Origin of the sequence: Novosphingobium capsulatum NBRC 12533, from assembly GCF_001598375.1 — a bacterium.
Taxonomy (GTDB): Bacteria; Pseudomonadota; Alphaproteobacteria; order Sphingomonadales; family Sphingomonadaceae; genus Novosphingobium; species Novosphingobium capsulatum.
Genome location: NZ_BCYV01000004.1, coordinates 82118 through 101986 on the forward strand (window position 1 = coordinate 82118; position 19869 = coordinate 101986).

Genomic DNA, 19869 nt, shown 5'->3' on the forward strand with positions numbered 1-19869 from the left:
TTACCACCGTTTCTCGAAGCGGTTGCGCAGGTAGATGGCAAGACCGTTCATCAGCAGAAGGAAGACCAGCAGGACGACGATCGCGGCGCTGGTGCGCTCGATGAAGCCACGGTCGATTTCGTCGGACCACAGGAAGATCTGCACCGGCAGCACCGTGGCTGGCGAGGTGAGATCGCCCGGTGGCGAAGCGACGAAGGCGCGCATGCCGATCATCAGCAGCGGCGCGGTTTCACCCAGCGCGCGGGCCATGCCGATGATCGTGCCAGTGAGGATGCCGGGCAGCGCCAGCGGCAGCACGTGGTGGAACACCACCTGCACCGGGCTGGCGCCCATGGCCAGCGCGGCGTCGCGGATCGAAGGCGGCACTGCCTTGATCGCATTGCGCCCGGAAATCACGATGACCGGCATCGTCATCAGCGCCAGCGTCATGCCGCCGATCAGCGGGGCCGAGCGATAGTGCGGGAAGATCGCGAGGAATACCGCGAGGCCGAGCAGGCCAAAGATGATCGAGGGCACGGCCGCCAGGTTGTTGATCGAGATTTCAATCAGGTCGGTCCAGCGGTTGCGCGGGGCATATTCCTCCAGATAGAGCGCGGCGAGCACGCCTACCGGGAACGCCAGCACGATCGTGACCAGCATGGTCATGATCGAACCCTTGAGCGCGCCCCAGATGCCCACGGCCTGCGGGCTGGTGGCGTCGGAGCGGGCCAGAAAGCCCCAGTCGAATGCGCGCACCAGCTTGCCATCCTGGACCAGGCGCTGCGCGACAGGGCGCAGTGCCTCGGGGCCATCGCCACGCTGGGCAGCGGCGAGTTCGTCGGTGGCGGGCAGGGAAAGCGATAGGCTCGGTTCGTCCAGCAGCGCAGGCTTGGCCGCGATTTGCGCGGCAACATCGCGCCAGGCACCATCGGCAAGCAACGCCGCGCCGCCCAGGCCCAGGCCCTTTTCAGCGGCGGCATCGACCATCGCGGGTAGGCCTGCCAGTTCCAGCGCGCTGGCCGGATCGGGCTGGCCCAGGCGATCGCGATCGATCGAAAGCTGGCCGCGCAGGGGCAGGTCAAAGCGCAGTTCGCTGCGCTGGAAACCAGCCAGGCCACTCGATGCCATCGACACCAGCAGGAACACCAGGACCAGCGCGGAAAACGCCACGGCACCCAGGCCAGCCAGCTTGAACAGCCGGTCGCCGGTGTGGCGGCGCGCCAGGCGCGCGGCCATGCGGGCGCGGCGCTGCGCGGCCAGCGCGTCGGCAGAAGAGGAAGTCAGCGTGTCCATGATCGGCTCACTCATAGGCTTCGCGATAGCGCTTCACCACGCGCAGGGCGATGAAGTTGAGCGCCAGGGTGACAAGGAACAGCACCATGCCCAGGGCAAAGGCCGAAAGGGTGGCCGGGTGATCGAAGCTGCCTTCGCCGGTGAGCATGGCAACGATCTGGAACGTCACCGTGGTCATCGACTGGAATGGATTGGCGGTGAGATTGGCCGAGGCGCCGGCCGCCATCACCACGATCATGGTTTCACCGATCGCGCGGCTCACGGCCAGCATGATGCCTGCGACGATGCCGGGCAGCGCGGCCGGCACCAGCACCTTGCGGATGGTTTCGGCGCGGGTGGCGCCCATCGCCAGGCTGCCATCGCGCAGGGCATCGGGCACGGCGGCGATGGAATCGTCGGCCATCGAGGAGACGAAGGGAATGATCATCACGCCCATGACCAGGCCGGCAGCCACCGCGCTTTCGGTCGAGGCGCTGGAAATGCCGATGCCTTGCGCGAAATCGCGCACCGCCGGCGCCACGGTGAGGGCGGCGAAATAGCCGTATACCACCGTGGGCACGCCCGCGAGGATTTCGAGCAGCGGCTTGATCACCTTGCGCACGGTGGAAGAAGCATATTGCGTGAGGTAGATCGCGCTCATCAGGCCAAGCGGGATGGCCACCAGCATGGCAATGATAGCGCCGATATAGATCGTGCCCCAGAACAGCGGAATGGCGCCGAACTGCTTGCCATCGACCGCGCCGGTACTCATCGGATCGGGCGCCCAGTGGGTGCCGAACAGAAAATCAATGGGCGAGACCATGCCGAAAAAGCGCACGGTTTCGAACACCAGGCTGATGATGATGCCGGCCGTGGTGAGAATGGCGACGAGCGAAGCGATCAGCAGCAGCGACATGACCGCCCGCTCCACCCGGGTGCGGGCGGTGAAATCAGGCTTCAAGCGCAGGAAGGCAAAGGCCCCGCCAGCCAGCGCGACCAGGATGGTGACGATCAGCCCGATCGATTCATAGCGGGCAAGCGCGACGCGATAGGGCGCGATCAGCCCTTCGGCCTCGGGCATGAACACGCCAAACGCTTTGCCTTCGGCGACGGCGCGGGCCTGCGCCAGCATGGCTTCGCGTTCAAAGCCAAAGCCCGGAAGGGCCGCCGCTGCCGGATCGGCCAGGACATGCGCGGTGATCAGCGCCGGGCTGACCGCATTCCATACCAGCGCAAAGACCAGCGCCGGCACCGCGATCCACAGCGCCACGTACCAGGCGTGGAAGCTGGGCAGCGAATGCAGGCGCGCATCCGGCGTCTTGGCGCGAAACGCCCAGGCGCGCGAGCGGGCCGCCAGCCAGCCGACAAGGCCCAGCCCGAAGGCGAGCAGGAGAAGAATGGCTGGCGACATGACTGGGCTTTCCCGTCCTTTCTTACTTGAGCTGCGAACCGTCGAGCGACGGCATCGTGGTCACGGCCTTGGCGCTTTCGGCCAGGACGGCATCGGGCGCAACCACCATGCCCAGCTTGGCGAGCGTGCCATCCTTGCCCCACAGCTTTGACCATTGCGTGACATAGGCCTGCAGACCCGGAATCGCCTTGAGGTGCGCCTTCTTCACATAGATGTAGAGCGGGCGGGCGCCGGGATAGCTGAAGTTGGAAATGGTCTCATAGGTCGGCGTGATGCCGCTCATCGTCAGGCCCTTGATGCGGTCGGCATTGGATTCGACATAGGAAAAGCCGAAAATGCCGATGGCCTTGGGATTGGCCTCGATCTTCTGCACGATCAGGTTGTCGTTCTCGCCGGCATCGACATAGACGCCGTCTTCGCGCACCTGGGTGCAGACGTCGTCATGCTTCTTCTTGTCGCTGTCCTTGAGCGCCTTCATCTCGGGATTGGCGTCGCAGCCCTTGGCCAGGATCAGTTCCTTGAGCGCATCGCGCGTGCCCGAGGTGGACGGCGGGCCGTAGACCAGGATCGGATCGGCCGGCAGCGTGGGGTTCACGTCGGCCCAGGTCTTGGCGGTGTTGGGCTTGCCATAGGGGTTCTTGGCCAGCGCCTTGTAGATGTCTTCGGGCGTGAGCGCGAGATTGGCGCCGCCCTTGGCCTCGGCAAAGGCCACGCCATCCAGGCCCACCTGGATTTCGGCAATGTCCTTCACGCCGTTGGCGACGCATTCGTCGAATTCCGACTTCTTCATGCGGCGCGAGGCATCGGCGATATCGGGGTGCTGCGGGCCGACGCCGGCGCAGAACAGCTTCATGCCGGCGCCCGTGCCGGTCGATTCGATGATCGGCGACTTGATCGAGGGATCGCTCTTGGCGAGCTGCTCGGCCACGGCCTTGGCAAAGGGATAGACGGTGGACGAGCCGACGGCGCGCACCTGGTCGCGGCTGCCGGAATCGGCGCCGCCGCAGCCGGCGAGAGCGAGCGAACCCAAAGCGGCAGTGGACAGAGCAAGTGTGCGAAGCGTGACCATGGCAATACCTTCCATTCCCCGTGGCCAGGAAGTGTCCCGGTGGATGAGCGGCCAATGCGACCAGGGTGTGACAGCTTTATGACAAAAGCTGCGGCATTTGTGACAAAACCATGGTGTCGTTGAAAAACGCCCGTTCAGCCCGGCAAGCCAGTCTGGCTAGGCAGCGGTTGGCGCCGCCTCTGGCGCGGCCAAGGGCAGGCGCACGGTCACGGTCGATCCTTCGCCCAATGTGCTGGCAATGTCGAGCTTGCCGCGATGGCGCTCGACGATATGCTTGACGATCGCCAGGCCCAGGCCGGTGCCGCCCGCCGCGCGGCTGCGGCCAGGATCGGACCGGTAGAACCGCCGGGTCAGATAGGGCAGGTGATCGGGGTGGATGCCTTCGCCCTGGTCGGCCACTTCCAGCACCACGTCGCTGCCGTCGCGGTGGACCCGCACCGCCACCGGAGCCTGCGCATCGCCATATTTGAGCGCATTGTCGATGAGGTTGCGGATCAATTGGTCAAGCTGCTGGCGATCGCCACAGACCACGCCGGTTTCGGTTTCGGGCAGGATGCGCTCGTCACCCACGGTGAAGCCCACTTCGCTGGCGATGGTTTGCGCCATCTGCCCGATATCGATGCGCTCGCGCGGGAACTCGTGCTTTTCCGCCTCAATGCGCGAGAGCGACATGAGATCTTCCACCAGCGTCTGCAGGCGCTTGGCCTCACGCAGCACGGTGGCGTGGAACTTGGCCGCCGTGGCCGGATCGACCCGCGCATCGGGATCGGCCAGGGTTTCGACATAGCCGATGATCGAGGCCAGCGGGGTGCGCAACTCGTGGCTGGCGTTGGCGACGAAATCGGTGTGGGCGCGGCTGATATCGGCCTCGGCCGTGCGGTTGACCAGCTCGATCAGCGAAAAGCGTTCGTCGATCGCCACCCGGCTGACCTGCCAGATGCTGCGCGCGCCGGTCAGGCCGCGAACCAGCGCGGTTCCCTCGGGCTTGTCGAGCAGGGTGATCGCCTCGGGATGGCGCAGCGCCACGCGCGCGTCCTGCCCGACGATATGCGGGCCCAGCGCCTCACGCGCGGCGGCATTGGCCGAGGCTATGCGCTGACGATCGAGCATCAGCACCGGCACGCTGAACGGCTCCACCAGGGCGACCATGGCCTGGCGCGAGACGCTGCCTTCCTCGGGCCGGACCTGGACGATCTCCGGCTCGGGGCTGGCGAGCCACAGTGAGGCCAGCCACACCACCAGCACCGCAAAGGCAAGCCACAGGCTGGCGCCGGCAAACGGCATGGCCGCAGCGGCGACCAGGGCAATGCCCACGCTTGTCCACGGCAGGACCAGACCTTTCATCGGGGGATGTCACTTTCGCCAGGAAACGCAGATAGCGCACCTGTTAGGCGAGGGCAGGGGGGCGCGGCAAGCCCGCTGCCGGCCTGTCACACTTGCCGCCAAGGCTGTCCACAGGCTTGGCTGAGGGACGCGAAGGCGGCGCTGGACACGCGCGCTTTTGCTTCCGTTTCGGCGGGAGTGGTGACGGCTGGCGCGCGTGCCTGCCGTTCATTAGCCATCTAACATGCTGCTTTTCCCTGAAGATGATCTGAAAAGCGGCCATTCTGGTACACGACTTAGTTGCGCGCGATACCGCCAAAGCTGCGGGGAAAGCCGTGGCGGGCAGGCGTGGTGGCGCGTAGATGAGACCAAGGTCGAACATTCCCCTTCATCGTCCGCCGCCATGGCGGGCAACGGGGCGCCGGGTTGCGCTGGCGGCTTGCAAGGCCGGCTCTAAGGCCTGTCGAGGTGCGGGCGCGCGCGCGCGCGGCCTGATCGGCGCCAAGAAGTGGGAGGACGATTGCGTGAAATCCTCGGATCGCAACGGCGCCGACAAGGCCGTTCTGGCCGACCTGATCGGCAAGCTGGAAGGCTCGCTGGCGGTGCTCGATCACCAGGGCGCCTCGCTGGCGGCCGCGCACCTTTCCATGGTGCTGGATCTGATGCGCAAGGAACTGGCAGGCCCGCGCCCGATCGAGGGGATCGCCGGCATTCCCGCCACGATCCAATCCTCGCAACTGCATTGAGGGCGTAATTGCGGGCGCGCACGGCCCAGCATAATGCGATGGGCATGCGGCGTGCCGACGATGTGGTGTGGTTCCGCGCCAATTGCGCCGGAATGGTGACCCCTACGGGAATCGAACCCGTGTTTCAGCCGTGAAAGGGCCGCGTCCTGACCGCTAGACGAAGGGGCCTTGCATGCGAAGGCATGATTGCCGGCGGAACATGGCGCATTGCATGGCATGCCGGCAATCCGCATCTTGAGGCAAGATGCAGATGGTGACCCCTACGGGAATCGAACCCGTGTTTCAGCCGTGAAAGGGCCGCGTCCTAACCGCTAGACGAAGGGGCCGTCCGGCAGCGTGCAATGATGGTGACCCCTACGGGAATCGAACCCGTGTTTCAGCCGTGAAAGGGCCGCGTCCTGACCGCTAGACGAAGGGGCCTCCGGGCTTGCGCCGCTGGGCAGGTCCGCGCCTCTATTAGGCTGGGGCCGGTGCGTCAACCCGCCGATCCAAAAAAATCAGACCCAAAAAATTCAATCGGCAAACGCGGCATCTTCGATATGCAATTCGGCGGCGGGGCGGCTGCCCCAGTCGTCGAGCCGGGCGCGTCCGGCCAGCCATAGCTGGCGGCCCTTGCAGCCGTGCAGCAGGGCCTGGCCCAGATCGGTTTGTGCTGCGCGAAAGGCCATGGCCTTGAACGATCGGCCATCGGCCCCGGCCACGATCGCCCGCACGTGATCGTTGCCGACGATATCGCACTTGACCAGCCGCACCGGGCCCACTGCCACGCGCGGGCCGGGCCAGCCCACGCCATAGGGGCCAGCGCCTTCCAGCGTTTCGACCAGGCTGGGGGTCAGACCGCCAGGGCTGAGCGACAAGTCCAGCGCCAGGCTTTGCGCGGCGCGGGCATTGGCCACGTCGCGGCCGAGGCGTTCATCGAGCCATTGGGCCAGTGGCTCCACGCTGTCGGGTGCGATAGTCAGGCCACAGGCCATGGCATGGCCGCCGCCCTTGACCAGCAGTCCGGCCTCGCGTGCGGCGATGATCGCTGCGCCCAGATCGACACCGGGGATGGAGCGGCCCGAACCCTTGCCCATGCCAGCGCCATCAACTTCGGCCTGTTCGCCATCGTCGAGCGCGATGACCAGCGTGGGCTTGCCGGTCTTTTCCTTGATGCGGCCGGCAACGATGCCGATCACGCCGGGATGCCAGCCCAGGCCGGACACTACCACTACGGCGCGATTGTGCTGTGCTTCCACTTGCGCTTCGGCGGCTTCCTGCACCGCCTGCTCGATCGCGCGGCGCTCGTCGTTGAGGGCCGAGAGGCGGGCAGCGATGTCCTTGGCCTCGTCAGGGTCTTGCGTCGTCAACAGCCGCACGCCGAGCGAGGAATCGCCGATGCGCCCGGCGGCATTGATGCGCGGCCCCAGGGCAAAGCCCATGTCGCTGGCAGTTGGCGCACGGGTGATGCGGCTGGCATCGATCAGCGCGGAAAGCCCGATATTGGCGCGCTTGGCCATGACTTTCAGCCCCTGCGCCACCAGCGCGCGGTTCAGGCCCTTGAGCTGCGCAACGTCGGCCACAGTGCCCAGCGCAACCAGATCGAGCAGGCCCATGAGATCGGGCGCCGGGCGGCTTTCGAACCATCCCCGCGCGCGCAGGACACGCACTGTCGCCACGGCAAGCAGGAAGGCCACGCCCACGGCGGCAAGATGACCATGCGCGGCGGCCTCGTCATCCTCGTCCAGGCGATTGGGGTTGACCAGGGCCACGGCAGGGGGAAGGTCAGGCGCGCACTTGTGGTGATCCACCACGATCACGTCGATTCCTGCGGCCGCGGCCTGGCCCAGCGCCTCGTGCGCCATGGCGCCGCAATCGACGGTGACGATCAACTGGCTGCCTTCGCGGCCAAGCCGGACCAGCGCCTCGCCCGAGGGGCCATAGCCTTCGAGCAGGCGATCGGGAATATAGGCCTGGCCTTCCACGCCGAGTGCGCGCAGCAGGCGCAGCAGCAGTGCGGCGCTGGTGGCGCCATCCACGTCGTAATCGCCATAGACGGTGATGCGCTCGCCGCGCACCACGCCTTCGGCAAGGCGGCGCGCGGCCACTTCCATGTCGCGGAAAATGGCGGGATCGGGCAGGAAATCGCGCAAGGTGGGGCGGCGGTGCCGCTCAAGATCATCGTGCGGCACCCCACGCGAGAGCAGCAACTGGTCTACCAGATCATTGCTGAGGCCATCGTCGCCACCGCCGGCGCGGCCGAAACGGCCGGAAAGGTCCATGTTGCCGCCGCGCCAACGCCAGGCGAGGCCGGAAAGGGAATGGGTAATCGCAGTGACCGGGATCATTGTTGCGCGGTAGCCGATTGCCGCCCCATGGGCAAACCGCACGGGCAGATACATCGCCAGGAAACCGATTTGGCAAAGCTGCGTTCATGTCCGATTTGACACCAATGGATCGGCGCTTGTGCCGGGGATGACAAACGCTGCGGGGGCGGCGGTGGTGAAAAGGACAGGGGGCATGCTGGCAATCATCTGGCACAGCCGCACCGGCGCGGCACAGGCCATGGCACAGGCCGCTGCGCAAGGCGCAGCACAGGCCGGCGCGCCGGCGCAGCTGTTGCCGGCCGAGCAGATTAACCCCGCGCAATGCATTGCAGCGCAAGGTTTCCTGTTCGTCTGCCCGGAAAACCTTGGCAGCATGAGCGGCGAGATGAAGGCGTTCTTCGACCGCTGCTATTACCCCCTGCTGGAGCAGATCGAAGGGCGCGCCTATGCCACGGCCATCGCAGCAGGAACGGCGGGGCAGGGAGCACAGGCGCAGATCGACCGGATCGTGACCGGTTGGCGTTTGCGCCGCGTTGCGCCGCCCTGCATCATTCTAACGGGTGCGGATCGGCCCGATTCGATCTTGGCGCCCAAGGCCCTGCCGCATACTGCATTGCAAAAATGTCGCGAACTGGGGCAGTTGCTAGCGTCGGGTTTGGAAATGGGCGCTTTTTGAGCATGTCGCGCCGGGGTGTTGACGAAATTTCGACGGTATCGGGTGCAGGCCCTGTAGATCGCCGCAATGGATTGCGGCGCAAGGGTTTGTCCAACGACAGGAGCGTAAGCGGTGGCTGATGGTCAGGAAAGTGCGGGGGGGCGCGCCGTGGCGACGCTGTTGTTCGCCCCTGGCACGCGCCCTGATGCCGATGCCCTGGCCGGGTTGGCCCAGGCCGAGCACGCCTTTGCCGTGAGCCATCGCCCGGGTGGCGCGGCCCGTTGGGTGGAACTGCTGCGCGATGGTTTGACGTTCGACCTGACTGGTTTGGCGCCAAAAGAGGGGACGGCAACAGCGCTTGCGAACCTGCGTGTGGGCCTGCCTGCGGATTTTGACCCGAGCACCTATGAAGCGCTGCTGCTGGCGCCGGGGCCGCACTTGGCCGGGGCGGAAAGCCTCTTGCCGGTGGTGCAGGTGGCGGCCAGCCTGTTGCTGGCGCTGGCGACTTTGCCGGGCTTGGCGGCGATCGGCTGGTTGCCGGCTGGCAACCTTGTTTCGCCGCGCTGGTTCGTCGACGCCGTGCGCCCGTGGCTGAATGGCGGGCCGTTTCCGGCCATGGCCCTGGCCGGCCTGAAGCGCGGAGATGATCGCGTGACCAGCATCGGCCTGACCTTTTTCATCGGGCAGGAGTTTGCTTTGCACACCGGGGGCGCGCGGCCGGGAGAACAGCATGCGCGCGCCGCCGTGCGCCTGACAGACTGGTTGATCGCCCATGGCCACATTGCACAGGCGCAGGCGGTTGAGCTGCCCGGCGCTGGCACGCTCTGGTTAGAACCAGGGGAAGACTGTATCATTTCGGCACGATGGGCCTAACGAAATGTGTTCCTGATTCGTCTCGCAAATGGCGGTTTGCCGCGCGTCGGGCGATTCCGTTTCATTGCGTCAACGTCGTCGGCTCTCCGGGATATCAGGCGCATATGCAGCGGCACCATATCCTGCCCTGCCAGGTTCTGACGCGCGCTGGTTTGAATGTCATGCTGGGCCGATTGGGCGAAGCCGAGGTGGGCTTTCACGATTTCCGCCGCAATGGTCTGCTGCTGCCGGCAACCGAGGCGGCCGCGCAACGCGTGCTGATGCCGCTGCATCGCGGCCCGCATCGGCAATACAACCAACTGGTGCTGGAACGGATCGGCCAGATCGAGGCCGGCTGGCAGCGGCGGCGCGGCGCCAACGACATGGCCGCCGATCGCGAAGCGCTGATGCGCCTCGACCTGTTGCAACGTGCCCTGCGCCGCCGCCTGCTCGATCCACGGCGCTGGGGCGGAATGCCGCTCAACCGTCGCGATCCGGCGGTGGATTTCAGCCATCTCGACGCCATGGCCGAAATGCTGTGGGCCGATACCGAGGCCTGATCGCAAAAAGGCCCCGGAGCGGGTGCTCCAGGGCCCTTGCATGATGCGTGTGATGGTGGTGGCGATCAGCGGCCGGCGTTGGCTGCCGAAAGGATGGCGCGCACGCTGGCGGTGGCAACGTCTTCGTCGATGCCCACGCCCCATACCACGCGCCCATCGGCCAGTACGCATTCGACATAGGCGGCCGCGCGCGCATTGGTGCCGCTGCCCATGGCATGTTCGGAATAGTCGCGCACTTCCAGGCGAACGCCGAACCCTTCGGCCAAGGTGGCAACGACCGACGAGATCAGGCCATTGCCGCGCCCGCTGACAGACTGCACCTGGCCATCGATCTCGATCTTGCCGGCAAACACGCGGGTGCCGTCGGTGCCGCGCTGCTCGTCATAATCGACCAGCTGGAAATGCTGCGGGGCATCCAGGCGATAGACCATGCGGAACACGCCCCAGATATCGCCGGCCTGCAGTTCGCGGCCCAGTTCGTCGGCCAGTTCCTGCACGTGGCGCGAGAAATGCGCCTGCATCTTCTTGGGCAGCTTGAGGCCCTGGTCCTGTTCCAGCACCCAGGCAAAGCCGCCCTTGCCGCTTTGCGAATTGACGCGGATCACCGCCTCATAGCTGCGGCCCAGATCGGCCGGGTCGATCGGCAGATAGGGGACGGCCCAGAGTTCGTCGTTGCGCTTTTCCTGCGCGGCAAAGCCCTTCTTGATGGCGTCCTGGTGGCTGCCGGAAAAGGCGGTGAAGACCAGTTCGCCGCCATAGGGGTGGCGCGGATGCACGGGCAGCTGGTTGCAGTATTCCACTGTCTGGATCACTTCGTCGATGTTCGAGAAGTCCAGTTCCGGGTCCACCCCTTGCGTGTAGAGGTTGAGGCCTACGGTCACCAGGCAGCAGTTGCCGGTACGCTCGCCATTGCCGAACAGGCAGCCTTCGACACGATCGGCCCCGGCCATCAGGCCCAGTTCCGCCGCGGCCACGCCAGTGCCACGGTCGTTGTGGGTGTGCAGGCTGATCACCGCACGATCGCGGCCGGGCAGGTTGCGGCAGAAATACTCGATCTGGTCGGCGTAGATATTGGCAGTGGAGGCTTCCACCGTGGCCGGCAGGTTGAGGATGATGGGCTTTTCCACCGTGGGCTGCAGCACGTCCATCACCGCTTCGCAGCAGGCGATGCTGAAATCGAGTTCGGCGGTGGAGAAGGTTTCCGGGCTATATTCAAAGCGCCAGTCGGTCTGCGGGAAACGGGCGGCTTGGTCGCGCAGGAAAGTCGCCCCACGGCGGGCGATTTCCTTGATTTCGCTCTGTTCCATGCCGAACACCACGGTGCGCCACAGCGGCGATACCGCGTTGTAGACGTGGACGATCGCCTGCTTGGCGCCGGCCAGGCTTTCGAACGAGGTCTTGATCAGGTCTTCGCGCGATTGCGTCAGCACCTGGACGACGACGTCTTCGGGGATGCGGCCTTCGTCCACCAGGGCGCGGATGAAATCATATTCGGTGGCACCGGCGCTGGGGAAGCCGACTTCGATTTCCTTGAGGCCGACCTTGCACAGCAGATCGAAGAAGCGCGCCTTCTTGTCGGCGTCCATCGGATCGATCAGCGACTGGTTGCCATCGCGCATGTCGGTCGAGAGCCAGCGCGGGGCCTTGGTGATGGTGCGCGAGGGCCACTGGCGATCGGGCAGATCCACCTGCGGAAACGGACGATACTTGATGCCGGGATTCTTCAGCATGGCCATGATGGCTGAACCTTAAAATGAAAATGATGCGTCTGGTGCGAGGGGATGACCCTTGGGCGCCGTGTGCGCCGCAAAACCGACGCGTCAGCTCACGCCCAAGGGCGTGTAAGTCGCAGGGTAAGGTTCAGCGCGGCGATCATCGGCCATGCCTATGGTGCCTTGCGCCAGCTTTGTCCAGATCAAATGCCGGGCGCAACAAACCCCGCAGCGGCATGCCGTTGCGGGGTTGCTGGTCAGTCAGGCAGAGGTCAGGCGGTCTTTTCGAACGCGATGGTGATGTTGAGTTTTACCTCGTCAGACACCAGCGGCAGCGCGCCATTCACGCCAAAGTCTGAACGCTTGAGCGTGGTGGTCCCTTCAAAACCGACTGTTTCCTTGCCCCAGCCTTTGCCGGCGCCGATGAACCTGGCGGCGATGGAAACCGGCGTGGTCACGCCATTGAGCGTGAGATTGCCTGCGATGGTGGCGCTGGTGCCATCGGCGCCAGGTGTCACACTGGTGGATGTGAAGGTGGCATCGGCCGGATTGGGGCCAAAGAAATCGGGCTTCTTGCCCTCGGTGCCGGGGCGCAGCAGGTGCGCATTGAGACCGGCATTGGCGGTGAGCACCTTGCTGACGGGGATAGTCGCGGTCACCTTGGCAGCGGAAAGATTGGCTGGATCGAGCGTGAGCTTGGCCGAAACATCACCAAACAGCCCGAAATAATCGTTGAAGCCGAGGTGGTTGACACTCCAGGCCACGAGCGAATGATTGGGATCGGCGGCATAGTTGCCGGCCGTGACGCGGGCCTTGTCCGGCTGGCCGGGAACGGCAGGGGCCTGGGCAATCATCGGCGTGGCGGCCAGGGCCAGGGCCAGTGGGGCGGCCAGCGTGAACGCGGTACGAACGGTGATCATGTGATGTCTCCCTTGGGCGCGGCCGTTGCGCAGCCAGGCACGCCGTCGCCCAGAGGGAAAGGTGCCAAACGCATGGGCGAGTGGCAAGCGAGCAAAGCGGCTATGGTCCCTGTTGCAGGGGCGGGCGATCAGCCGCAGCGGGTGGCGGCGATCTGGCCGTGTTCGTCGACGATGACGTTGAGCCGGCCGGGCTGGTAATCCATCGTCACGGCATCGCCGGGATGGACCCAGCGGATGTGGCGATGGCCCACGGCCGCAATCACGGCGGCATGGGCTTCTTCGGATTCCGGCATGTTCATCAGCTTGGCCATGCGGCCTTCGCCGCAATTGATCGCGGGCAGGGTATCGGGATCGACCGCTGCATCGCTGCTGTCAGAGGCATCTGCCACTGGACCTGTAGCGGTGGGAGGCGCCACCGGCACTCCGGCGCCATCGGGCGTCGGCGTGGGCTTTGGCACCGGGGCCTGGCACGCCCCGAGCAGGCATAGCGCGGCACAGGCCGAGGCAAGATGGGGCAGCGAAGGCATCGGCGACTCGATCAGTTTCTGGTGGTGGGCAGGACTGGAAAGCGATGGGCGAACCAATAGGTCCAAAATGGCTATGAATGCATTTTTACGATTTTGCCATGCAGTTCGTCGAGCCGGTGGACCGCTCGGTAGAGCGAGGGGGCGCACGAAAAAGGGCCAGCCCGCCAAACGGGCCGGCCCCTTTGCCGGAAGGCCGCGCCACCGCACTTGCCAAGGCAAGGCGCGGTGGCGCAGGTCTTTGCGCGATCAGTTCTTGGATTGGTCGACCAGCTTGTTGGCGCCGATCCAGGGCATCATCGCGCGCAGCTGGGCGCCGGTCTTTTCGATCGGGTGCGCGGCAGCGGCCTTGCGGGCAGCCTTGAGTTCGGGCTGGCCAGCGCGGTTGTCGAGCACGAAGTTCTTGACGAAGCGGCCCGACTGGATGTCGGCCAGAACGCGCTTCATTTCCGCCTTGGTTTCGGCGGTGATGATACGCGGACCGGTGACGATGTCACCATATTCGGCAGTGTTCGAGATCGAGTAGCGCATGTTGGCGATGCCGCCTTCATAGAGCAGGTCGACGATCAGCTTGGTTTCGTGGAGGCATTCGAAATAGGCCATTTCCGGGGCATAGCCGGCTTCGACCAGCGTTTCGAAACCGGCCTGGATCAGGTGGGTCACGCCGCCGCACAGCACGGCCTGTTCGCCGAAGAGGTCGGTTTCGCACTCTTCCTTGAAGTTGGTTTCGATGATGCCCGAACGGCCGCCGCCCACGCCCGAGGCATAGGCCAGGGCGATGTCGTGGGCATTGCCGGTGGCGTTCTGGTGGATGGCCACCAGGCACGGCACGCCGCCGCCCTTGACGTATTCACCGCGCACGGTGTGGCCCGGGCCCTTGGGCGCAACCATGATCACGTCCACGTCGGCGCGCGGTTCGATCAGGCCGAAGTGCACGTTGAGGCCGTGGGCAAAGGCCAGCGCCGCGCCGGGGCGCAGGTTGGCGTGGATGTCGTCGGCATAGATGGCAGCCTGGTGCTCGTCGGGCGCCAGGATCATCAGGATGTCGGCCCAGGCGGCGGCTTCGGCGTTGGGCAGAACCTTGAAGCCGGCGGCTTCGGCCTTGGCGGCGCTGGCCGAACCGGGACGCAGGGCAATGGCCACTTCCTTGATGCCCGAATCGCGCAGGTTCTGCGCGTGGGCATGGCCCTGGCTGCCATAGCCCAGGATGGCGATCTTCTTGCCGGTGATCAGATTGAGATCGCAATCGGCGTCGTAGTAAACCTTCATGGTACTCGTCCTTGGTTGGTCGTCCTGCCGCAACGGGCATCCCTCAGGCCGAATTAGCGCAGTGGTGGACGCAGGGTTTGTGCAAACAGCGATGGAAAAAGGGTCAGGCGGCCTCGGCGCCGCGGATCATGCCGACGATGCCGGTGCGGCCCACTTCGACAAGGCCCAGTTCCTTCATCAGGCTGACGAAGGTATCGATCTTGTCGGGCGCGCCGGTCAGTTCGAAAATGAAGCTGGAGGTGGTGGTGTCGACCACGTTGGCGCGAAACACCTCGGCAAGGCGCAGGGCCTCCACGCGGTTTTCGCCCTTGCCGGCCACCTTGATCAGCGCCAGTTCGCGCGCGACATAAGGGCCAACCTCGGTCAGGTCGGTCACCTTGTGCACCGGCACCAGGCGTTCGAGCTGGGCATGGATCTGGTCGATCACCGCCGGCGGCCCGTGGGTCACGATGGTGATGCGGCTGACGTCGTGCTCGTCGGTGATGTCGGCCACCGTCAGGCTGTCGATATTGTAGCCGCGCGCGGTGAACAGCCCGGCGATCTTGGCCAGGATGCCCGCCTCGTTGTCGACCGTGATGGTCAGGACGTGGCGCTCCTGCGCCTCTGCTTTGATTTTCATCATCGGATCAATCTTCAAATCGGGCTTCAGACCAGGGCCTTGGCTTCATCATCCATCGTGCCGGCCACTTCGTCGCCGTAGAGGATCATGTCGGTATGCGCTGCGCCCGAGGGGATCATCGGGAAGCAGTTGGCTTCCTTGGTGACGCGGCAATCGACAATCACCGGGCCGGGATGATCGATCATCGCGCGGATGCCGTCGTCCAGCTGATCGAGCGTGTCGATCTGGATGCCCTTCCAGCCATAGGCCTCTGCCAGCTTCACGAAATCGGGAAGGGCATCGGAATAGGAGCTGGAATAGCGGCTTTCATATGTCAATTCCTGCCACTGGCGGACCATCCCCATCCATTCGTTGTTGAGGATGAAGACCTTGACCGGCAGGCGGAACTGCGTGGCAGTGCCCAACTCCTGGATATTCATCTGGATGGAGGCATCGCCGGCAATATCGATCACCAGCGCATCGGGGCAGCCCACCTGCGCGCCGATCGCCGCCGGCAGGCCATAGCCCATCGTGCCCAGGCCACCCGAGGTCAACCACTTGTTGGGCCGATCGAAGTGGAAGTGCTGCGCCGCCCACATCTGATGCTGGCCCACTTCGGTGCTGATGATCGGCTCGCGGTCCTTGGTCAGTTCATAGAGCCGCTCGATCGCCAGCTGGGGCATGATCTCGCCATTGGTACGCTTGGGATAGGCCAGGCTGTTGCGCGCGCGCCAGCCGTTGATGCGCGCATGCCATTCGGTCAGATCCTGCGCCTGGTGCCCGGCGTCGAGCCAGCCGGTGATGATCTGGTGCAGTACGCGGCCGCAATCGCCCACCAGCGGCAGATCGACGCGGACGGTCTTGTTGATCGACGCACGATCGATATCGATGTGGATCTTGCGGCTATCGGGCGAAAATGCGTCGAGCCGGCCGGTGACGCGATCATCGAAGCGCGCGCCGATGCACACGACCAGATCGGCGCGGTTCATCGCCATGTTCGCTTCATAGGTGCCGTGCATGCCGAGCATGCCCAGCCAATCCTTGTGCGCAGCGGGGAACGCGCCCAGGCCCATCAGCGTGGAGGTGACTGGCGCGCCGGTGAGCGTCTGGAGTTCCTGCAGCAGACGCGCGGCTTCCGGGCCGGAGTTGATCACCCCGCCGCCGGTATAGAACACTGGCGCCTTGGCCGTCGCGAGCATGGCCACGGCCTGCGCAATCGCGTCGCTGGGCGCTTCCACCTGCGGGGCATAGCGATTGCGCATCTGCGTCGCCTGGCCGGTCCAGCGGGTGGAGGCGATCTGCACGTCCTTGGGAATGTCGACCACGACCGGGCCGGGGCGGCCTTCGGTGGCGATGCGGAACGCCTCGTCGATGATCGTCGCCAGCTCTGCCGGGTCTTTGACCAGGTAGTTGTGCTTGGTGCAGTGGCGCGTGATGCCGACGGTATCGGCTTCCTGGAACGCGTCGGACCCGATCAGGGCCGTGGGCACCTGGCCGGTGATGACGACCATCGGGATCGAATCGAGGAACGCGTCGGCAATGCCGGTAACGGCATTGGTCGCGCCAGGGCCCGAGGTGACCAGCACGACCCCGGGCTTGCCCGTGGCGCGGGCATAGCCTTCGGCGGCATGAGCCGCACCGGCTTCGTGGCGGACGAGGATGTGGCGGATGCGTTCATCGCCGAACAGCGCATCATAGATCGGAAGTACCGCGCCGCCGGGATAGCCGAACACAAATTCGACGCCCTTGGCGACCAGGCTTTCGACCAGGATTTCAGCGCCGCTGCGCTCGCTTTTCACGACCTTGTTCCCTTGCTTGCCGGGCCGCGCGAACGGCCCATAATCCTAAAAAATTGCGGCCCGGCTGCAGTTGCCTGCGCCGGGCCGTCTCTCCCTACTCGGGCACTTGGCAAGAGCCAAGCAATTGACGGCTTGGTAATTGACACAAACATTCGTGTCAACCCGCTAGTTTTGAAATAAAGATGCTATCCGGGTTCTGTCAAGGCAATTTTCGTGCGTGTCGCGTGGCCAATCGCCGGGAAACTGGTGCTTGGCCCAGGTGAACTGCCGCTTGGCATAGCGCCGGGTGGCCTGGCTGCCGGCGGCGATGGCGGATTCGGCGCTGATTTCACCGCGCAGGTAGGCCGCGATCTCGGGCACGCCGATCGCGCGCATCACCGGCAGATCGGGATCGAGCTGGCGTGCCAGCAGCGCGGCAACTTCGGCCTGGGCGCCCTGTTCCCACATGGCGGCAAAGCGTTGGTCGCAGCGGGCATAGAGCCAGGCGCGATCGGGCAGCAGCACCAGCGGGCGCAGCGTCACGCTGTTGGCAATGCCACCCTCGCGCCGGGCCTGCCAGTGGGCCAACGGCTGGCCGGTGGAGCGCACCACTTCCAGCGCGCGGGCGATGCGGATGCTGTCGCCAGGATTGAGCGCGGCGGCGCGGGCTGGGTCTTCGCGACACAGCGCGGCATAGGCCTCACTTACCGGCAGGACGCGAACCACCGCCCGGATGGCGGGATCAATGGCGGGAATAGGGGCAATCCCATCAAGCAGTGTGCGGATATAAAGGCCGGTGCCGCCGACCAGGATCGGCAGCGCGCCAGCCGCGTGCGCAGTGGCGATTTCTGCCTGGGCCGCCAGCGCCCAATCGGCGGCGGAACAGGCCTGCGGGCCGTCCCAGGCGCCGAACAGGCGGTGCGGCACGCCCTGCATTTCCGCCGGTGAAGGGCGGGCGCTGAGGATGGCGAGATCGGCGTAGACCTGTGCGCTATCGGCATTGATCACCACGGCGGCGCGGCCAGCGGCCTGCTCGGCCAGGGCCAGCCGCACGGCAAGATCGCTCTTGCCGCTGGCGGTTGGCCCTGCAATGAGCGCGAGCCGAGGCCGGTTGTCGGTGGCGTGATTGTCCTGGCCGGAACAGGAAAGGGAAGTTTCAGTGCTCATTGCCCGTCTGATAGCAGACCCGACGACGCTTGGTGACAATCTTGCACGGGCGGTGGAGCAGATCACGGCCGCAGGCGGCGAAGTGGCCGGCGCCGGCATGCTCGATTTCTGCGAATCGGTCCTGGAAATCGAAGTGGCGACGGGCGATGCCGCCGCGGTGCGCGGCATTCTCGACACCTGCTTTCCGGCCAGCGATTTCCTGCTGTCGGATCGCGTGATCGAAACGCCGCGCCTGTTCGTGTCCGACATGGATTCGACCATGATCAGTGCCGAATGCATCGATGAACTCGCCGATTTCGCGGGCTTGAAAGAGCGCATCGCCGCCATCACCGAACGCGCCATGCAGGGCGAACTGGATTTCGAATCCGCCCTGCGCGAGCGTGTCGGCCTGCTCAAGGACTTGCCGGAAACCGCCATCACGCAGTGCCTCGACGAACGCATCCGCCCGATGCCCGGTGCACGCACGCTTGTTTCCACGCTCAAATCGCGCGGCTGCCACACCGTACTGGTCACTGGCGGCTTCCATTCGTTTGCCGATCCGGTGGCAGCGCAACTCGGCTTTGACCGCGTAGTAGGCAACCGCCTGGAGATCGCCGACGGGCGCCTTACCGGCGCGCTGGTTGGCGGGATCGTCGATAGCGGGGTGAAGAAGACCGTGCTGCTCGAGGAGATGGACCGGCTCGGCCCGGCGACTGCCAGCCTTGCAACCGGCGATGGCGCTAACGATATTCCGATGATCGCGGCCGCCACCCACGGCATTGCCTATTATGCCAAGCCCAAGGCGCGGCAGGCCGCAGATGGCTGGATCGACCGGGGTGACCTGACATCGATCCTGCAGTTGTTTGGCATCGCGCGCGAGGATTGGGTGATCGACTGATGGAGCAACGGGCGGGGGACTTTGCGGCGCTGCCGCTGTTTGACCCGGCGCGGGAAAAGCCGCGCCTGCGCCCGCTGGTTGCCTATCGCCATTTCCGCCGACTGATGCACAATACCGAAAACACGGCAGAGGTGTTCGGCATCTTTGCCGCCTTGCCCTGGCGCGGTGGGGGCAGGGCAGGCTCTGCCTTTCTTTCCACGCCGCAGGGCCATGCCCTGGCGCTGGCCGAGCCGTGGCTGCCGGCGGTGCTCGACGATCACGCGGCGCTGTGGCGGCTGCCGGCTGGCTCGCTGGCCCAGGCCTATTGCGATTTCATGGAGGCCGAGGGCCTGACCGCGCAGGGCCTGGTGGAAGAGGCGGAGCGGTTCCTTGCCGATCGCCCGCGCTATAACGACCGCTTCCAGTGGTACATGAACCGCCTGCGCGATGTGCACGATCTGCTGCATGTGCTGACCGGCTATGGCCGCGACGCTCTGGGCGAGGCGTGCGTGCTGGCCTTCACCTTTCCGCAGCAACCGGCGCCCGGGCACCTGTTCATCGCCTGGATGGCGGCGCTGCAGATGAATCTGCGCCTCAACAGCCGGGCGCCGGTGCTGGGCGCGGTGCGCGAGGCATGGCGGCGGGGCAAATCCTGCCCGCGCCTGATGGAGCAATCGATCGTCGCGCTCTTGCCGCTGCCGCTGGAAGAAGCGCGGCGACGCCTGGGGATCGTGCCCGGCGTGGTGTATGAGCAGGCCCATGCCGTGTGGCAGGCCGAAGGCATCGATCCGCGCGACCTGCTTAAGCACGCGCGTTAAAAGCCCCCTCCGACAGCCCTGCGGGCTGCCACCTCCCCCACGGTGTGGGGGAGG

At 65.5% G+C, this 19869-nt stretch carries 18 protein-coding genes and 3 tRNA genes; 6 read left to right on the forward strand and 15 right to left on the reverse strand.

Features of this window, described 5'->3' with window-relative positions:
- From pstA to SCA01S_RS01400, 4 genes are all read right to left on the reverse strand, one after another.
- Entirely contained in the window at window positions 1–1287 is a 1287-nt protein-coding gene (gene pstA / locus SCA01S_RS01385) for a phosphate ABC transporter permease PstA (RefSeq protein WP_084390714.1), read from the reverse strand.
- Window positions 1280–2662: a phosphate ABC transporter permease subunit PstC gene (gene pstC / locus SCA01S_RS01390; RefSeq protein ID WP_022675553.1), complete on the reverse strand. Its 1383-nt coding sequence runs from the start codon at window positions 2660–2662 to the stop codon at window positions 1280–1282. The genes pstA and pstC overlap by 8 nt, the downstream gene beginning before the upstream one ends.
- A gap of 22 nt (window positions 2663–2684) precedes the next feature.
- Complete coding sequence (locus SCA01S_RS01395) at window positions 2685–3731, reverse strand: substrate-binding domain-containing protein (protein ID WP_062782155.1); 1047 nt, start codon at window positions 3729–3731, stop codon at window positions 2685–2687.
- A gap of 156 nt (window positions 3732–3887) precedes the next feature.
- On the reverse strand, window positions 3888–5075 hold the full coding sequence (locus SCA01S_RS01400) for a sensor histidine kinase (RefSeq protein ID WP_062782158.1): 1188 nt from the start codon (window positions 5073–5075) through the stop codon (window positions 3888–3890).
- A gap of 503 nt (window positions 5076–5578) precedes the next feature.
- Here SCA01S_RS01400 and SCA01S_RS01405 point away from each other — a divergent pair.
- On the forward strand, window positions 5579–5800 hold the full coding sequence (locus tag SCA01S_RS01405) for a hypothetical protein (protein ID WP_062782161.1): 222 nt from the start codon (window positions 5579–5581) through the stop codon (window positions 5798–5800).
- Window positions 5801–5893: 93 nt separating this feature from the next.
- Here the strand turns inward: SCA01S_RS01405 and SCA01S_RS01410 are convergent.
- The 4 genes from SCA01S_RS01410 to recJ form a co-directional block, all read right to left on the reverse strand.
- Window positions 5894–5968: transfer RNA gene (locus SCA01S_RS01410), tRNA-Glu, on the reverse strand.
- Window positions 5969–6051: 83 nt separating this feature from the next.
- A tRNA-Glu gene (locus tag SCA01S_RS01415) sits at window positions 6052–6126 on the reverse strand.
- A 19-nt stretch (window positions 6127–6145) separates the two neighbouring features.
- A tRNA-Glu gene (locus tag SCA01S_RS01420) sits at window positions 6146–6220 on the reverse strand.
- 92 nt (window positions 6221–6312) lie between these two features.
- On the reverse strand, window positions 6313–8127 hold the full coding sequence (recJ, locus tag SCA01S_RS01425) for a single-stranded-DNA-specific exonuclease RecJ (RefSeq protein WP_062782273.1): 1815 nt from the start codon (window positions 8125–8127) through the stop codon (window positions 6313–6315).
- Between the two features lie 172 nt (window positions 8128–8299).
- Between recJ and SCA01S_RS01430 the strand changes: the two genes are divergently transcribed.
- The 3 genes from SCA01S_RS01430 (at window position 8300) to SCA01S_RS01440 (ending at window position 10173) form a co-directional block, all read left to right on the forward strand.
- On the forward strand, window positions 8300–8782 hold the full coding sequence (locus SCA01S_RS01430; protein ID WP_245652407.1) for an NAD(P)H-dependent oxidoreductase: 483 nt from the start codon (window positions 8300–8302) through the stop codon (window positions 8780–8782).
- Between the two features lie 264 nt (window positions 8783–9046).
- Entirely contained in the window at window positions 9047–9634 is a 588-nt protein-coding gene (locus tag SCA01S_RS01435) for a hypothetical protein (RefSeq protein ID WP_157088827.1), read from the forward strand.
- Window positions 9635–9687: 53 nt separating this feature from the next.
- A complete protein-coding gene (locus SCA01S_RS01440) occupies window positions 9688–10173 on the forward strand; it encodes an AHH domain-containing protein (protein ID WP_255420046.1) in 486 nt (161 codons plus the stop codon).
- Window positions 10174–10238: 65 nt separating this feature from the next.
- Here the strand turns inward: SCA01S_RS01440 and leuA are convergent, their stop codons facing one another.
- From leuA to miaA, 7 genes are all read right to left on the reverse strand, one after another.
- Window positions 10239–11909 (reverse strand): 2-isopropylmalate synthase, encoded by a 1671-nt coding sequence (gene leuA / locus SCA01S_RS01445; protein ID WP_062782170.1) that lies wholly within the window; start codon window positions 11907–11909, stop codon window positions 10239–10241.
- A gap of 248 nt (window positions 11910–12157) precedes the next feature.
- The gene (locus SCA01S_RS01450; protein WP_062782173.1) at window positions 12158–12805 is read right to left on the reverse strand and encodes a YceI family protein; all 648 of its coding nucleotides are present in this window, start codon (window positions 12803–12805) and stop codon (window positions 12158–12160) included.
- A gap of 128 nt (window positions 12806–12933) precedes the next feature.
- Window positions 12934–13332, reverse strand: a complete 399-nt coding sequence (locus tag SCA01S_RS01455; RefSeq protein ID WP_084390717.1) for an I78 family peptidase inhibitor — start codon at window positions 13330–13332, stop codon at window positions 12934–12936.
- Between the two features lie 246 nt (window positions 13333–13578).
- Window positions 13579–14598: a ketol-acid reductoisomerase gene (gene ilvC, locus SCA01S_RS01460; RefSeq protein ID WP_022675564.1), complete on the reverse strand. Its 1020-nt coding sequence runs from the start codon at window positions 14596–14598 to the stop codon at window positions 13579–13581.
- A 103-nt stretch (window positions 14599–14701) separates the two neighbouring features.
- Complete coding sequence (ilvN, locus tag SCA01S_RS01465) at window positions 14702–15217, reverse strand: acetolactate synthase small subunit (RefSeq protein WP_171792719.1); 516 nt, start codon at window positions 15215–15217, stop codon at window positions 14702–14704.
- A gap of 26 nt (window positions 15218–15243) precedes the next feature.
- The gene (gene ilvB / locus SCA01S_RS01470) at window positions 15244–16995 is read right to left on the reverse strand and encodes a biosynthetic-type acetolactate synthase large subunit (protein ID WP_022675566.1); all 1752 of its coding nucleotides are present in this window, start codon (window positions 16993–16995) and stop codon (window positions 15244–15246) included.
- A 165-nt stretch (window positions 16996–17160) separates the two neighbouring features.
- On the reverse strand, window positions 17161–18141 hold the full coding sequence (miaA, locus tag SCA01S_RS01475) for a tRNA (adenosine(37)-N6)-dimethylallyltransferase MiaA (RefSeq protein WP_062782178.1): 981 nt from the start codon (window positions 18139–18141) through the stop codon (window positions 17161–17163).
- Between miaA and serB the strand changes: the two genes are divergently transcribed.
- Both serB and SCA01S_RS01485 read left to right on the forward strand, forming a co-directional pair.
- Complete coding sequence (gene serB, locus SCA01S_RS01480; RefSeq protein ID WP_028657667.1) at window positions 18134–19018, forward strand: phosphoserine phosphatase SerB; 885 nt, start codon at window positions 18134–18136, stop codon at window positions 19016–19018. The genes miaA and serB overlap by 8 nt on opposite strands.
- On the forward strand, window positions 19018–19815 hold the full coding sequence (locus tag SCA01S_RS01485) for a Coq4 family protein (protein WP_062782181.1): 798 nt from the start codon (window positions 19018–19020) through the stop codon (window positions 19813–19815). The genes serB and SCA01S_RS01485 overlap by 1 nt, the downstream gene beginning before the upstream one ends.
- Window positions 19816–19869: the final 54 nt, after the last annotated feature.